Source organism: Bacteroides sp. D55t1_190419_B8 (assembly GCF_015558905.1).
GTDB lineage: Bacteria > Bacteroidota > Bacteroidia > Bacteroidales > Bacteroidaceae > Bacteroides > Bacteroides vicugnae.
Genome location: NZ_JADMOU010000047.1, coordinates 1 through 15,581 on the forward strand (window position 1 = coordinate 1; position 15,581 = coordinate 15,581).

Here is a 15,581-nt window from a genome sequence, read left to right on the forward strand (position 1 = left end):
AAGGCTAAAAGCTGGGTGGGATGAAAAATATTTATCAAAACTTTTACAGGATAATGATTTTTAATGCGTCTGCCCTGAGCTGTCAGACGATTATTTTTATATGAACTGAAGATTAAAGTTCAATGAACAGACGATTAAATATACGCAGTGAAAGTAATAAATGTATGAACTAATAAAAAGATATACTTATGAGTGCTCAATATGATTTGTATGAAACACCGGATCCTGATAGTACCGGAGAACAAAAGCCTTTGCATGCCCGTATCGTTCCAAATGGAACTTACTCGAAAAAAGAATTCCTGGAACGTGTATCTCGTTCTTCCCAGACTTTTAACTATAACGTGATAGATGCGGTAGTAGGAGTTGTATTGGATGAACTTGCCGAAACGTTAGCGGAGGGATATATCGTAGAACTTGGCGAACTCGGGCATTTCAGCATCTCTTTGAAATGTACGCATAAAGTAATGACTAAACGGGAGATTCGTGCCGAATCAATCTGTTTTGATAACGTGCATTTGCGCACTTCCAAAGAGTTCAAAAGGAAGATTAAACGTGAGATAGAGTTGGAACGTGTGGATAAATCCAGACACTCTTCTCAAAAAGTGGAATTTTCTATGGAACAACGCCAGCAGCTTTTACAGGAATTTCTAAAGAAAAATGGTGGTATTACCCGATTGGAATATAGTAGCCTGACCGGACTTTCCCGGCTGAAAGCAATAGATGATTTGAATACTTTCATTGAGAAAGGGATTCTTCGTAAACGTGGAGCTGGAAGAACCGTGTTTTATGTCTGGCAACAAGAGCAATAACAATCAATTCAAAGATTTCTTCTTGTTATTGCTAACAATTTTGTACCTTTGTTTGTCTATAGAAAAAACAGTAGGATTATGGCAAGAATAACAATTCCTTATGCAGTAGCAGATTTCATAGAAATGCGTGAACGTGGTTTCTATTACGTAGATAAGACCCAATATATAGCTAAGCTTGAAGATTATAAGGCTCCTGTATTTCTGCGTCCCCGTCGCTTTGGGAAAAGTTTGTTAGTCTCTACTCTAGCTTGCTATTATGACCGTACGAAAGCGCATCGGTTTGACGAACTGTTTGGAGGAACTTGGATTGGTAATCATCCGACAAAAGAACATAACCGTTATATGATTATTCGCTACGATTTTTCAAAAATGGTGATGGCGGATACTATTGAAGGATTGGCTCAAAATTTTAATGATTTGAACTGTGGTCCGGTAGATGTGATGGTAGAGCATAACAGAGATTTGTTCGGTGACTTTCAGTTTACCACTCGGGGAGACGCTTCTAAAATGTTGGAAGAAGTACTAAGTTATGCCCGTTCTCATGAATTTCCCAAAGTTTATATATTGATTGATGAATATGATAACTTCACTAATCAACTGCTTACAGCCTACAATGACCCGCTTTATGAGAAAGTGACCACGAATGATAGTTTTTTGCGCACTTTCTTCAAGGTGATAAAAGCTGGTATCGGGGAAGGAAGTATCCGTACTTGTTTTTGTACAGGTGTGCTGCCCGTCACTATGGATGATTTGACCAGTGGATATAATATTGCAGAGATATTGACTCTTGAGCCTAATTTCCTGAATATGCTTGGGTTTACATACGAAGAAACAGAAACATATCTACGTTATGTACTGGATAAATACTCTACGGGACAGGAGCGTTTTGACGAAATCTGGCAACTAATTGTAAGCAACTATGATGGCTACCGTTTCCGTCCCAATGGAGATCGGTTATTCAATGCCACTATCCTTACTTACTTCTTCAAGAAATTTGCAGCCAATGCCGGCAGTATTCCGGACGAGTTGGTAGATGAAAATCTACGTACTGACATTCATTGGATTCGTCGGTTGACTCTTTCGCTGGATAATGCGAAAGCGATGTTGGATGCATTGGTAATTGACGATGAACTGCCTTATAATGTGGCTGATCTTGCCAGTAAGTTTAATAAGAAAAAGTTTTTTGATAAAGAGTTTTATCCCATTAGTTTGTTTTATTTGGGAATGACAACGTTGAGGGATAAATTTGTGACAACATTGCCCAATATGACGATGCGTAGTGTATACATGGACTACTATAATCAACTGAACAAAATAGAAGGTAATGCACAACGTTATGTCCCTGTGTATCGGCACTATGATTCCAATCGAAGCCTGGAACCACTCGTTCAGAATTATTTCGAACAATATTTGGGACAATTTCCAGCACAAGTTTTTGATAAGATCAATGAAAACTTTATCCGGTGTTCTTTCTACGAACTGGTATCGCGTTATTTAAGTAGTTGTTATACCTTTGCCATCGAACAGAATAATTCAGCAGGCCGATCAGACTTTGAAATGACCGGTATTCCCGGTACGGATTACTATATGGATGATCGTGTGGTCGAATTTAAATACTATCGTATGAAGGAAGCTGAAAAGATGCTTGCACTTTCCGAGCCTCTTCCCGAGCACGTGGAACAGGTGAAAAGATACGGTGAAGACACTAAGAAAAAGTTTCCCAATTATAATGTGCGGACATATGTGGTGTACATTTGTGCTAATAAGGGATGGAAATGTTGGGAAGTATGAGACAATAAAATCTGCAATATTGCACTAACTGTTTATGAAAAATGAGAGTCATATTATCTCTCGAATGATTTCCGGAGATATAAATGCTTTTAAACTTCTTTTCGATCGTTACTATTCTCAAGTGCGTTTTTTCACATTGGGGATAGTGAAAGATTCTTTTGTTGCCGACGATATAGCCCAAAATGTATTTATCAAGGTCTGGACAAAAAGAGAATTGATTGATTGCGAGCGGAAGTTTAACAACTATTTGTATTCCATCACAAAGAATGAGATAACAGATTATTTCCGTTCTTTAGTCATTTCAGAACCTTTGGAAAGCATCTCTTATCTGAAGGATAGCGATCATACAGATGAAATGATAGAAAGTGTTTATGATCTGTCTCATATTAAAGAACTGGTAATGAAAGAGGTGGATAATATGCCGCCGCAGCGTCGTGCAGTATTTGTAATGAGTCGTTTGCAAGGATTGTCTAATGATGAGATAGCCTCTGAACTAGGAATATCCAAACGCACGGTAGAACGCCATCTGAATATAGCATTGCACATACTTCGTGAAAAACTGGGAGGGTTTCTTTATTGGATTGCTGCTTTGTTTATTCTTTCACTCTGATTTTAAATTTTCCGCTCTGCCATACTACTTTCTGTTACACCTCTATCCCCCAATTAATAGTTTATAAATGTTAAAGTCGAAAAAGCATTGGGTGTACTTTTCATAGCTTCCGTATATCAGATATAACCAGATAATACGAAGAAAAATGAAACTCTTACCTCCCGGAATATTGAAAGACTATTTCTATAACTTGAAGAAGGATATCACTTCAAGTGCATTTGGACGATGGTTCATAGAGAATGAGTCTAAACCGGAATTCGATCAGGAATTGCAAGAAATTTGGAAAGAATCGTCTCAAGTAGCCTGTGACCGGGAAATGACCTCTTCTGCCTTTGTGAAGGTCTGTGAAGCTATTGGCGGAGTAGCTCCGTCTCCTCAAAAGAGTACATTCACGAGAACAATACATTATCTGATACGTGTTGCAGCTATTCTGTTTATTCCTTTATTGGGAGCTACTCTTTATCTATATCTGGATAATAAGGAATCACAAGTCAACTGGATAGAAGTCTATGCCGAATATGGGCAAAAGAAAGAAGTTGTTTTGCCCGACCAGAGTAAAGTCTGGCTGAATTCCGGTACACATATTATCTATCCCGAACGGTTTACTCAAGTTCGCCAGATATTTGTTAGCGGAGAAACCTTTCTGGAAGTGACAAAAGATCCGGAACGTCCTTTTATTGTAGATACAAAAGATTTAAGCATCAAAGTGCATGGAACAAGATTTAATGTACGTTCTTATACGGAAGATAAAGGCACGGAAGCCACACTGCTTGAAGGAAGTATTTCTTTGTTGGTGAAGGGAGATTTAAATCAGCAGGATATTTTCCTTGTTCCGGGTGAGAAAGCCATACTGGATAAAAAACAACTTAAACTTGAAAAGTTTGACGTAGATGGGTATCAATCCTGGCGGAACGGGCAGTATACATTCAGAGACAAGACACTGCAAGAGATTATAACGGAACTTCAACGTCTGTTCAATGTTCAGATTGTGATAAGGGATAAAGCGTTACTCAAAGAAAATTTCTTTGTCACATTTGCCCAGGGACTTTCTTTGGATGAGATGCTTGAAGCATTGAATATAGACAATGAATTATGTATCAAGCGAGATCAGGATATTATTGAAATTTCAAGAAAGACGAGATAAACAACCTAGTTATTAACCTTAAAATACATGTGTGGAATGGATGGATAAACAAATAAAAAAATAAACGAGAAAGTGGTTGCGACACTTTCCCGTTTTGGAAATCAGTTAACAAAATTAATTATTAACTTAGATCATTGCCAAAGGTATGAAATATCATGAAAAACCGGCTCATTTTAGAGAGCTATTTAGCAATCTTTTACCAATTCTATTGGCGCTATTTATCTGGACGAATCCGGTGTTGGCGCAGAATAATGGAGAACTTATCACGCTTAGTCTCAAAAATAAGACAATTGGTGAGGCGTTGGAAACAATCAATAAGCGATACAACTACACGTTTGTTCTTCGAACACCGGATATTGATACAAAAAGAAAAGTTTCAATAGACGCCAAACAACAAAAGATCGAAGATGTACTGAATAATCTGTTCCGGGGGCAGGATGTCTCTTTCGATATCAATAACAAGACTGTCCGTATCTCCAAGAATGTCAGGCAGAAAGACGCAGAATCTACACAGGCGGCTACTGCCAGAAACGTGACAGGACAAGTTACGGATAGTTCCGGCGAACCGATGATAGGTGTCAGTGTGATGGTGAAAGGAAGTAATAATGGAGTGGTGACCAATATGGATGGTAAGTACGAAATCAAAATCGATCATCCTAATCAAGTACTTCAATACTCTTTTCTCGGTTATCTGTCCCAGGAGAAAAGAATCGGAGACAACCGGATGCTGAATGTAACTTTAGAGGAAGATGTGAAGAAACTGGATGAGGTGGTTGTAGTAGGCTATAGCGTACAGAAGAAGAAAGATATAACGGGAGCTGTATCTACTGTTCTGGCAAAAGATATAGAAAATATTCCCGTGAATGATTTCGGTTCGGCACTTGCCGGACGTTCTCCGGGAGTACAAGTTATCACCCCTTCGGGAAAGCCGAATGAAGGTTTCTCTATCCGTGTCCGGGGAGCTACGTCTATCAATGCAGGAAACGAACCTTTGTATGTGGTGGATGGAGTGCCGACCAGTGACACAAAAACGATCAACCCTTCCGAAATAGAAAGTATTACGGTATTGAAAGACGCTTCTTCTGCTGCAATCTACGGAAATGCAGGTGCAAATGGGGTAGTACTGATTACCACCAAAAGAGGTCGGAAAGGTGAAGCGCAAATTGAGTTGAATGCCTACTATGGCTTTTCGGAACGTGCCAAGAGAATAGATGTCTTGAATAAAGATGAATATCAGGATTTACTTTCCGATTTGGGATATCCGGCCATGGATACATCCGTGTATAATGCCAATATCGACTGGCAGGATGAAATGTTTCGCAATGCGGCCATGCAGAATTATCAGTTATCCATTTCCGGTGGAAACGAAAAATCCCTTTATTACATTTCAGCCGGATTTATCAAACAGGATGGTATTGTCAAACCATCTTCGTTTGAACGTATGAATTTTAAGATCAATCTGGAGCAGGAATTGAAAAAATGGGTAAAGATCGGAACGAACCTAAGTTACAGTAAGATCAATGATGTCGATGTTTCGGATGGAAATTCCGAGACCGTTATTCTGCAAGCCATCACCACTCCATCTGTGGTAGGTAAATATAATGCGGACGGAACATTTCCTACGCTACCGTTTCTGTCTTCTTTGGAGAATCCTTTAAGTGCGGTAGAGTCATATACTCGTGATTATGTATATCATAAATTGTTGGGTAATCTCTATGCGGAGATTTCTTTTACCCCGGATCTGAAGTTAAAAACAAGTATGGGTATCGAAATGGGTGCTTCCCGGTACAAGGAATTTCTGGACCCGTTCAGTTCAGCTTGGGGACGTAACCAGCAGGGACAAGCGAGTTATAACACTTCGTTAAATTACAAATGGATCAACGAAGAAATTCTGACTTATAGCAAGAAGATAGGCGATCACAGTTTCTCGGCTTTGGCAGGGTTTGTAGCTTCCCGTTATGTGGGAGAATCGGCAAACAGTTCTATACGTGGATTCTCTGATAATAAAATACATTCAATGAACGCCGGAACTGTATTAAACAAGCCCAGTGAAGATTATGGTGCATCTACCAATGCTTCTGTATTAGGGAGAGTGACCTATGACTACCAGAATAAGTACCTCGCCACTGTCAATTTCCGTGCCGACGGTTCTTCTAAGTTTGGTGTGAACAACCGTTGGGGATATTTCCCTTCCTTCTCTTTGGGATGGAGACTGACTAGGGAGGAATTTATGAAACCATTGGATTGGTTGAGTGATTTGAAACTGCGTGTCGGCTGGGGACAGGTTGGTAATGACCAGGTGGGTTATTATAGTTCTTATGGGATTTATGGAATCGGAGCGAATTATAATATGGATGGCGTTATTCTACCGGGATATTATCAGAGCCAGATAGGTAATGATAAGCTACGTTGGGAGAGGACTACCCAGACAAATGTGGGACTCGACTTTTCTTTCCTTAATGGAAGAATAACGCTGACTGCCGATGCATACTATAAGAAAACAACCGATTTGTTACTAATGGTAAAACTGCCTCAAACTTCCGGATTTGATTCGGGTATGCAGAATGTAGGTAGCGTGGTTAATAAAGGACTGGAGTTCCAACTGACTACCCGTAACCTGACCGGAGAGCTGAAATGGACAACAGATTTCAATATCTCTACTAATAAGAATGAGGTGACAGATATGGCAGGAAGTCCTGCTATCTTTACCGGATCACTTGATAAGAAAATCTCCGGAAATGTGTCTATCATTCAGAAAGGACAGGCTTTAGGTTCTTTTTATGGTTTTCAGGCAGCAGGAGTAAACCCGCAAAACGGACGTATGATGTACGAAAAGGCTAACGGAATGTTAGTGTATGAAGAAGATTTGAGTGCAGATGAAGACCGCCGGATCTTAGGTTGTGCACAGCCGAAATTTCTGTATGGCATCAACAATGTCTTTTCATATAAGAATTTTGACCTGTCTTTCTTCTTCCAGGGCTCATACGGGAATGATATTTATAATGCCACCCGTATGTTTACCGAAGGAATGTTCGACTCCCGCAACCAGTCCGACCGTGTCCTGATGCGTTGGCGTAATCCGGGAGACTACACTACTGTTCCCCGTGCGGAGAAAGATAAATATCCGGCTATTTCTTCCCGTTTTGTAGAAGACGGATCTTACTTTAAACTGAAAAATGTGAAACTGTCATATACCTTGCCGCGTCCGTTGACCCGGAAGGCGTTGATGGACAGAGTGACGGTCTATATATCAGGAGATAACCTGGTGACTTTTACCAATTACAGAGGTTATGATCCTGAAGTGAATATCGGTGGGGGCAGTTCTTCGGCTATGGGAATCGACCAAGGTGTCTTCCCCCATGCGAGAACTTATATTCTGGGAGCTACTATTGTATTTTGAGCATTGTTCAACTCATTAAATCTAAAAAAGACATGAAACAGATATATTCTATATTTATATCCGCAGCTTTGCTGCTCAATGTAGGGCTGACCTCCTGTGATAGTTTCCTGACAGAAACACCACGGGGAGAACTGACCGAAGCCAATGCTTTTACTTCCATAAAAGATGCGGAAGCACTGATTATCAGTTGCTATGACGGAATACAGAAAGGGCATGAAGAATATTATATGTGGTATTACATGATTCTTGCAGACTGTTTTGCGGATAATGCATACAGTGGCGGTGATGATGTGGATATCAATAATGTGTTCTTGCGCGACCTGACTCCCCGTAATGCGGTTGTTATGAAATCATGGAAGTCACTTTACGGAAGTATTATGCGTTGTAATGTAGCTTTGAAATATATACCTCAAATTAATGATCCGTTATTGGACGCAGAAGCTTTTACCGGAGTGAGTAAACGTGAAGAAATGCTTGGAGAAGCTTCCTTCTTGCGGGCGTTGCATTATTTTAATTTAATAAAGACTTGGGGATGTGTGCCTGTTGTGACTACTACGGGAAGCACTGCTCCGGCTGATGTGCAAGTGCCTCGTGCCGATTCGGAAGAGGAAGTTTATGCACGTATCATTGAAGATTTGGAATTTGCGTTGACCCGTTTACCGGACAAGCGTGCTACGGAAGCTGAAACCAGGGGATTTGCCAGTAAAGGGGCGGTTAACGCTTTGTTTGCAAAAGTGTATGCAACGAAAGGTGCACCCGGCAATGTAGAATGGGATAAGGTGAAGACCTATTCGGAAGCAGTGATGAATTCGCCGGTATACCGATTGGTGGATACGTATGACCATCTGTTTGACGATGAACATCGTAATAATAGTGAGACGATTCTGGCTGTACAGTATATTGCCAACAGTACGGAAAATAATTACGTACCTGTTCTTCTATTGCCTCCTTCCATGACAGAGCAGAATTGGCGTAAATATCTGACACCTTCCCAAAGTTTGCTGAAAGCTTTTGATGACGAAGGAGATCAGGTTCGTAAAAACTCTACGGTCATCTTTGAGGACATTAATAATATTTGGTTCGACCAGTATTATGCGCAACTGAAGAATGGACAATGGGAAACCCGTACATTGCCTTTCCCTTACAAGTGCAGGGCAAAGAATCGGGTAGGATGGGATTGCGGAGACTTGATCTATATTTTCCGTCTGGCTGATATTGTTCTGTTGCATGCAGAAGCAGTCAATGCTTTGTCCGGTCCGGCAACTGCAATAGCGGAACCTAATTTGCAAAAGATTCGTACTCGTGTCGGACTTCAGGAATTGAATGCCAGTTCAAGAGAAGAACTGACCCGACTCCTTTTGAAAGAAAGACGCTTGGAACTGGCTTACGAAGGAGAGCGATTCTTTGATTTGAAACGTTATGGAATTGCTCAAAGCACCCTGTCAAGTCTGACGTGGTCGGAAATTGTGGATGGAGAGCAAACGACTGTTACGGGTAAATTTCCCGCACACATGTTGCTGATGCCTATTCCACAGGAAGAAAGGGATCGTAATCCGAACCTAACTCAAAATCCGGGGTATAATTAATCCTCTTCCTTTATTAATCTTTAAATGAAGAAATATGAAAACGAATTTATATAAGCTTGTTTCATTCTATATATTTATCGGGTTACTGGCTGTTTCTTGCCAGAATCAGGATGAAATGTTTTTCGATCCGTCTGCCGAAGCACCTGTCATTGGAAAGTTATCCTTGAATCAGGAACAGTTGCAATATGGTGGGTCGGTAAAATTAAACGTGGAGGTGACGGATGCAGATGCCTTGTCGCACGTAGAAATACGCTTGGTTGCCAATCAGGCGGTGCTTTATTCCAAAACTCTTCCGGGAAATAATCAAAAGACATTGAAAGTGGAAGAAGAAATCGAAGTGCCGTTCGGACGTTTGTGTGGCGAGCAACTTGCTTCTCTGGAGGTTGTGGCTACAAATAAAAATGTGAAAACAGCAGAACAATCTTACGAGATTCCATTGGAAAGGCCGGATTTTGCACAATTATATTTAGTGGTTGGTGAAACAGGGGAAGAAATTGTGCTGCAAAGGGATGAAAGTAATCCGTTAACTCCTTATTTATATAAGGCTACTGTAGACTTGCCGAATAATACAAATGTGTTTATATATAGCGAGCCGGAAAAGAAAGGAATGGTATGGGGATTTGATGCCAGTACGAATACTTGTGAGTTGGCTTCGTCGCGTCCGGTTTCCCTTTGTGATTCACAGAGTACGGAAGAGAAAGTGAGAGAGGTGGTATTCGATGCTTTTTCTTTTGAGATTTCACCTCTGAAAAAGGAAATGACAGTAAATGATGTTGTCTTCATGCTGTATAAGAAGAATGCGGCGGATAATGATTTTGTAAATAATACACTTCGTGCCCAGAATGTTTCTTTGACAAACGGTGAAGAAGTGAGGACAGAATTGATTGATCTCAATGCGTTGAAGTTTGATCCGGATTTCTTTAAACTGGAAGGAGATAAGTTGATGTATATCGGGCAGACAGGTAATGTGACGTTATATATGAATACGATGTTCAACTTTGTTTTTGTAGAGAGTGCGGAAAATCCGTTGACTACTAATGTTTCCTATCCGGAAGTTTTGTTTGTGAATGGTTGGGGAATCGGTCGCCCGGAATTGTGGAGCTATAATCCGGATTGGGATTTTAATAATGCGGTTATTTTCCGTAAGGTTTCGGAAGATGCTACCCAAACAGTTTACTCGCAGACTGTCATTGTCAGTAAATGGGTTCAATTCAAATTCTATAATCAAAAAGACTGGGGAGGTGAGTTCTCTTGTCCGAATATAACGTTTGAAGATGACAACTTTAAAGCCGTAGAAGAAAGCGGTAAACCGGGAAATTATAATATATCACCTTCGTTGGGCGATGATACGAGTTATAAATCAGCGGTTGCCAAGATTACATTTATTGTTCCGAAATCGGGAAATACAACTCATTTCCGGAGTACTATTCTGGTAGAAAGTGACCTGGATTGAGCAATCACTTATCATTAAACTAATTTGTATTATGCATAAAAAGATTCAATATATATTATTGCTTATGTTATTTACCTGTTTGATACCTGTTACGGCGAAAAACAAAAGCCGGATCAGTCTGAATGATGAATGGCAGTTCAAGCAATCTATATCTCAAAATTGGCTCCCGGCACAAGTGCCCGGAGCCGTACATACCGATTTGATGAATAATCGTATGATAAAGGACCCGTTTTACGGAGTGAATGAGAAATCCCTGCAATGGATTGGAGAAAAGGACTGGGAATATAAAAAGACTTTCACTGTAGACGAGGCTCTGCTTCAAGCGCCCAACGTACAGCTTGTTTTTGCCGGACTTGATACGTATGCCGATATTTATATCAATGATTATATGGTGATGAAGTGTGACAATATGTTTCGTACATGGACTTTGAATCCTCTTCCTTATTTGAAGAAAGGGGAGAACACTATCCGCATCTATTTCCATTCTATATTTAAGGTGGATATGCCTAAGTACTTGGCATCTCCTTTCCAGTTGCAGGCATGGCCTAATAATGATCAGTCAGATATTATGTTAAGCCTTTATGCCCGCAAAGCCGGATATAATTATGGGTGGGATTGGGGTCCTCGTTTGATTACTACCGGTATTTGGAGAGATGTTTATCTGGAATACTGGGATGATATCCATATCGATGGGACTCAAATTATTACCCGGAAACTGGAATCGGGAAAAGCGAAGATGGAGGCTGTTTGTACGGTGATGAGTGATGAAGATACGAAGGCAACGTTTACGGTGGAATATGATAAGAAAGAGGCTGTTCGTAAACAAGTAGCATTGACTAAAGGGATGAACACGGTGCGAGTAGACTTCGAAGTGAAGAATCCTGAATTATGGTGGACTAACGGATTAGGCAATCCCCGGATGTATGATTTTGATATTGTATTAGATAAAGAAGGACATAAGGTGACAGACCGTGTAAAGACGGGTATCCGTACATTGGAAATAGTTCGTGAAAAAGATGAACAGGGGCAGTCGATGTTTGTGAAACTGAATGGAAAAGCGGTCTTTATGAAAGGAGCCAATTATATTCCTTTGGATAATTTTCCGAACAGGGTGCCTGAAAGTTGGTACGAATATATCATAAAGTCGGCAGCTGATGTGAATATGAATATGTTGCGTATTTGGGGCGGAGGTATTTATGAGATGGATGCGTTTTATGAGATGTGTGACAAATACGGTATTCTTGTCTGGCAGGATATGATGTTTGCCTGTGGCATGTTCCCCGCTGACGAGCATTATTTGAATAGTGTGGCCGAGGAAGTGAAGGACAATGTGAAACGTTTGCGTAATCATCCTTGTATTGCACTCTGGAATGGAAACAATGAAAATGAGATTTCATATTTTGGATGGGGATGGAAAGATCGTTATACGCCCGAAGAAGACAGAATTTATCAGAGTAATCTGCATAAACTCTTTTATGACGTAATTCCGGAAGCGATACAGGCTGTGGATGAAACGAGGTATTATCACCCGACATCTCCTGTGACCGGTTATAATAATATAGATTATAATATGGGAGATGTACATTTCTGGTCTGTCTGGAAAGGAGGATGGCTTGAAGAATATACGGAAGCTAAAAACATAGGTCGCTTTATGAGTGAGTATGGTTTCCAGTCTTATCCGGAGATGCGCACCATCCGTCGTTTTGCAAGTGAACATGATTTGCGTTTGGACTCGGAAGTTATGTTGTCTCATCAGCGTGCCCGCAATGACCAGACCCGTGATCCGAATTTCGGGAATAATATGATGAAGATGTATATGGAGAAATATTTTAAAGTTCCTGATGATTTTAGTGAATTTGTTTATATGAGCCAGTATTTGCAGGCGGAGGCGGTGAAGATCGGAATTGAAGCTCATCGTCGTGCAAAACCCTACTGTATGGGAACACTTTATTGGCAGATTAATGATTGCTGGCCGGTAGCTTCGTGGTCGAGCATTGATTATTATGGCAGATGGAAGGCTTTACAGTATTATGCCCGTGATGCTTATGCTGAGGTATTGGTTTCTCCTTATGCTTCCGGAAAACAAGTTGTGTTCAAAGTCATTTCCGATCGTTTGCAAAAGATGAAAGGAGAGTTGGAGATAACGACTCTGACCTTGGAGGGACAGACGGTGTTCTCAAAGAGAGTTTCACTTGAATTGGGTGCTAATGGGTGTGAAGATGTGGCTTCGATAACAACTACGGAACTTTATGGAGGTAAGAAAGAGAACGAAGTTTTCACTTATGTGACGTTGAATGAAAATGGTAAAACGATTTCTTCGAACATCTATTATCCGGTCTATTCCAATCAATATGCTTATTCAAAGGTAGCTCCTGTTATAACGGTGGAGAAGACCAATGAAGGAGTTGATTTGCGGCTTCGTTCTTCTGCATTGATCAGAGGACTCTATCTTTTCGTTGATGATGATGAAAGTTTCTTTGAGCAGAATTACGTAACGCTGATACCGGGAAAAGAGGAAGTGGTTCGGGTGAAGACTCATCTTTCAGCGGCAGCATTTGAGAAGCAATTGAAATGTCTCTCGGTAAATCAAGTCAATTGATTGTGAAATGTATATCTCAATCGGACCTATTAATACATAATAAAAATGAAGAAGATAATGAATAATATATTGGCAGCTTGTCTGCTTTCCAGCCTGATAGCTTGCACTTTGGATGATCCCTATATGCCGGTTAATCCAGAAGAAAAACCGGCTCCTCCTGTGGTTACGGAATATCAGCCTATTGCTTTAACGGTAGGGGCTAATGGTCATTTTGATATTTCCGGTTCCTCTGTAAAAATAGGGTTGAACGGGAAGAATTCTACTTATGGTGTTTGTCTGCCACAGATTGCGCAGGGACATTTTATTGCGGAGGTAACAGCTGATAAAACAACTAACTTTGGCTTGGCTATTGTCCGGGAGAAGAACGGGAAACCGGATTTCAATAATTATACTTCGGTGAGTGTGTGTACAGAATCCGGTGTGTCGACCGTACGGGTATTGGATCGTCAGGACGGAATAGATAACGTTTTGGATAATACGAAGAAGATAAATAAAAACGATTATTCTTTCCGTTATTCCATACCTCTCAATAATAGCTATTTTTCTGTTCCTTTTACAGCTTCTACAGGTAAGGCGCGTATCATCAGGAATAAGATATCCGGTTTCTTTCATTTTTATGTGAGTGTTGGAAAAGAAATTGATGGGAAATTTCATGAGAACTGGATTGAACTTGCTCAATCGAAAGATTGGGGAGGACAGGGACAGAACTATTTTATTTGTCCGATAGTCAGGAATGGTAATGAAAATTCGACCGAGGTGAATTATTCTGATATCCGTTTTGAAGAGTTTCCGGCAGAAGATGTTGTAGAGGCGTCACCGGACTTTGATGTAAAGCAGCGTAACTTCACGTGGGCAGGTTTTCCGGGTGATGCAACGGTAATCAGTTTCAATCCGAAACATTGTCCGGCTGCTGCACAAAACAGGCAATTTGTATTTTGGTCGGAAGCGAATTTCGTACCTGCCTGGCACATGAGCAATGAATTGCTTTATTGCTATGAGTTTGCTGAAACATGGTCGGATTTGAATAAAGGATGTTTTGAGCCGATGTCGGATCGTTTGTTAGCGTATGCAAAAGTGGATATCATAGAGAATAACAAAGTACGGAAAGTGGTTAAGTATCATTATGCATTGGTAAATCCGGATTATAAAGCTCCTTATCCTGATGCGATATATCCGGAAGTAGACGAGTACTATACTTTTTATGCTGACGGAGTAGGCGTGAGGCGTATCGAGTATATTCAGAAGCAGGCGGGACAGGCTTATTATCGCTATCATGAGTTGAGTGAACCCATGGTTATTTCCGGTAGTTCATCCATTCCGTCAGATCATGTGAAACAGCCGGCTTTTAGTATTTCTAATCTTTCAGGCAACCGGTATGATCTTTATCCGGCTAAACCTTTTGATGAAGTCAACCAGAATGTGAAAAACTGGAAAGAGCAAATCTATACTGCTCATTTAAATAATGCTCCTGATGCTTTTTCTGTATTCTCTTACACTCCCGAACGTCCGGAAGTCTCTCCGTTGCCGATTGAGAATGACTTGACCTGGCATGATATAAATTATCAGATGTCTCATTGGCCGGTAGATAAACAACCCTATTTAAATGCCCGTTATGGGGATTATGATAAGTCGACGGCTACCTGGCCGTCACAGGTTTCCCATTCTTCATTGATTGGTGTGGAGGCTAAAGGAGATGTTTCTTGGAATACTGCTTATCAGGTTAATTCGGATGGAAATAAATATAGGGTCTATTTGATGCTGTTGGGTATTAATCAATCTGATGCGGCTTCTGACATAGATGCATATACAAGAGGATGGCTGTATATGGGAAGTCCGACGAATCTGAACGGAGTTTCTTATAATCCGGATGTAACAGGGTATTCCAAACGGGAGATGGTTTTGATGAAAACGGCAGGTACGGAAAGTTGCCAGTTTACTTGTAACCCTACCGGTGCAGTGAAAAATCCTGTATTTAGAATTGATAATTGGATCGGAAGCGGAAATGTAACGGTCAAGGTTGATGGAAAGGCATTGGTGTCTGATAGTGACTATTTGAGTGATACAGTAGGAGGAAGCCTCGTAATCTGGCTTAATAAAACAATATCTTCTACATTCTCTGTCGAAATTATTCCGGTATAATATGATCCTTTGGAGAGGACTTTTCAAATCCTCTCCAAAGGATTTTAAAT

General features: G+C 40.6%; 9 protein-coding genes. All 9 read left to right on the forward strand.

Annotated features, from left to right (window positions below; all coding sequences use genetic code 11):
- Positions 1 to 188 precede the first annotated feature (188 nt).
- The 9 genes from I2I13_RS23280 (at position 189) to I2I13_RS23320 (ending at position 15,531) form a co-directional block, all read left to right on the forward strand.
- Positions 189 to 809: a DNA-binding protein gene (locus I2I13_RS23280; protein WP_148364913.1), complete on the forward strand. Its 621-nt coding sequence runs from the start codon at positions 189 to 191 to the stop codon at positions 807 to 809.
- Between the two features lie 78 nt (positions 810 to 887).
- Entirely contained in the window at positions 888 to 2,600 is a 1,713-nt protein-coding gene (locus I2I13_RS23285; RefSeq protein ID WP_195650667.1) for an ATP-binding protein, read from the forward strand.
- 34 nt (positions 2,601 to 2,634) lie between these two features.
- A complete protein-coding gene (locus I2I13_RS23290) occupies positions 2,635 to 3,210 on the forward strand; it encodes an RNA polymerase sigma-70 factor (protein WP_148364915.1) in 576 nt (191 codons plus the stop codon).
- A gap of 145 nt (positions 3,211 to 3,355) precedes the next feature.
- The gene (locus I2I13_RS23295; protein WP_122135916.1) at positions 3,356 to 4,354 is read left to right on the forward strand and encodes a FecR family protein; all 999 of its coding nucleotides are present in this window, start codon (positions 3,356 to 3,358) and stop codon (positions 4,352 to 4,354) included.
- A 145-nt stretch (positions 4,355 to 4,499) separates the two neighbouring features.
- Positions 4,500 to 7,754: a TonB-dependent receptor gene (locus tag I2I13_RS23300; protein WP_195650668.1), complete on the forward strand. Its 3,255-nt coding sequence runs from the start codon at positions 4,500 to 4,502 to the stop codon at positions 7,752 to 7,754.
- A gap of 32 nt (positions 7,755 to 7,786) precedes the next feature.
- Complete coding sequence (locus I2I13_RS23305) at positions 7,787 to 9,340, forward strand: RagB/SusD family nutrient uptake outer membrane protein (protein ID WP_195650669.1); 1,554 nt, start codon at positions 7,787 to 7,789, stop codon at positions 9,338 to 9,340.
- Between the two features lie 34 nt (positions 9,341 to 9,374).
- Positions 9,375 to 10,793, forward strand: a complete 1,419-nt coding sequence (locus I2I13_RS23310) for a DUF5125 domain-containing protein (RefSeq protein ID WP_195650670.1) — start codon at positions 9,375 to 9,377, stop codon at positions 10,791 to 10,793.
- A 31-nt stretch (positions 10,794 to 10,824) separates the two neighbouring features.
- Positions 10,825 to 13,392: a glycoside hydrolase family 2 protein gene (locus I2I13_RS23315; RefSeq protein WP_195650671.1), complete on the forward strand. Its 2,568-nt coding sequence runs from the start codon at positions 10,825 to 10,827 to the stop codon at positions 13,390 to 13,392.
- 45 nt (positions 13,393 to 13,437) lie between these two features.
- Complete coding sequence (locus tag I2I13_RS23320) at positions 13,438 to 15,531, forward strand: hypothetical protein (protein ID WP_229128705.1); 2,094 nt, start codon at positions 13,438 to 13,440, stop codon at positions 15,529 to 15,531.
- Positions 15,532 to 15,581: the final 50 nt, after the last annotated feature.

Excerpts from the sequence above, each read along its gene's own strand:
- I2I13_RS23280 (WP_148364913.1), top strand. The coding sequence starts at position 189 with ATGAGTGCTCAATATGATTTGTATGAAACACCGGATCCTGATAGTACC.
- I2I13_RS23285 (WP_195650667.1), top strand. The coding sequence starts at position 888 with ATGGCAAGAATAACAATTCCTTATGCAGTAGCAGATTTCATAGAAATG.
- I2I13_RS23290 (WP_148364915.1), top strand. The coding sequence starts at position 2,635 with ATGAAAAATGAGAGTCATATTATCTCTCGAATGATTTCCGGAGATATA.
- I2I13_RS23295 (WP_122135916.1), top strand. The coding sequence starts at position 3,356 with ATGAAACTCTTACCTCCCGGAATATTGAAAGACTATTTCTATAACTTG.
- I2I13_RS23300 (WP_195650668.1), top strand. The coding sequence starts at position 4,500 with ATGAAATATCATGAAAAACCGGCTCATTTTAGAGAGCTATTTAGCAAT.
- I2I13_RS23305 (WP_195650669.1), top strand. The coding sequence starts at position 7,787 with ATGAAACAGATATATTCTATATTTATATCCGCAGCTTTGCTGCTCAAT.
- I2I13_RS23310 (WP_195650670.1), top strand. The coding sequence starts at position 9,375 with ATGAAAACGAATTTATATAAGCTTGTTTCATTCTATATATTTATCGGG.
- I2I13_RS23315 (WP_195650671.1), top strand. The coding sequence starts at position 10,825 with ATGCATAAAAAGATTCAATATATATTATTGCTTATGTTATTTACCTGT.
- I2I13_RS23320 (WP_229128705.1), top strand. The coding sequence starts at position 13,438 with ATGAAGAAGATAATGAATAATATATTGGCAGCTTGTCTGCTTTCCAGC.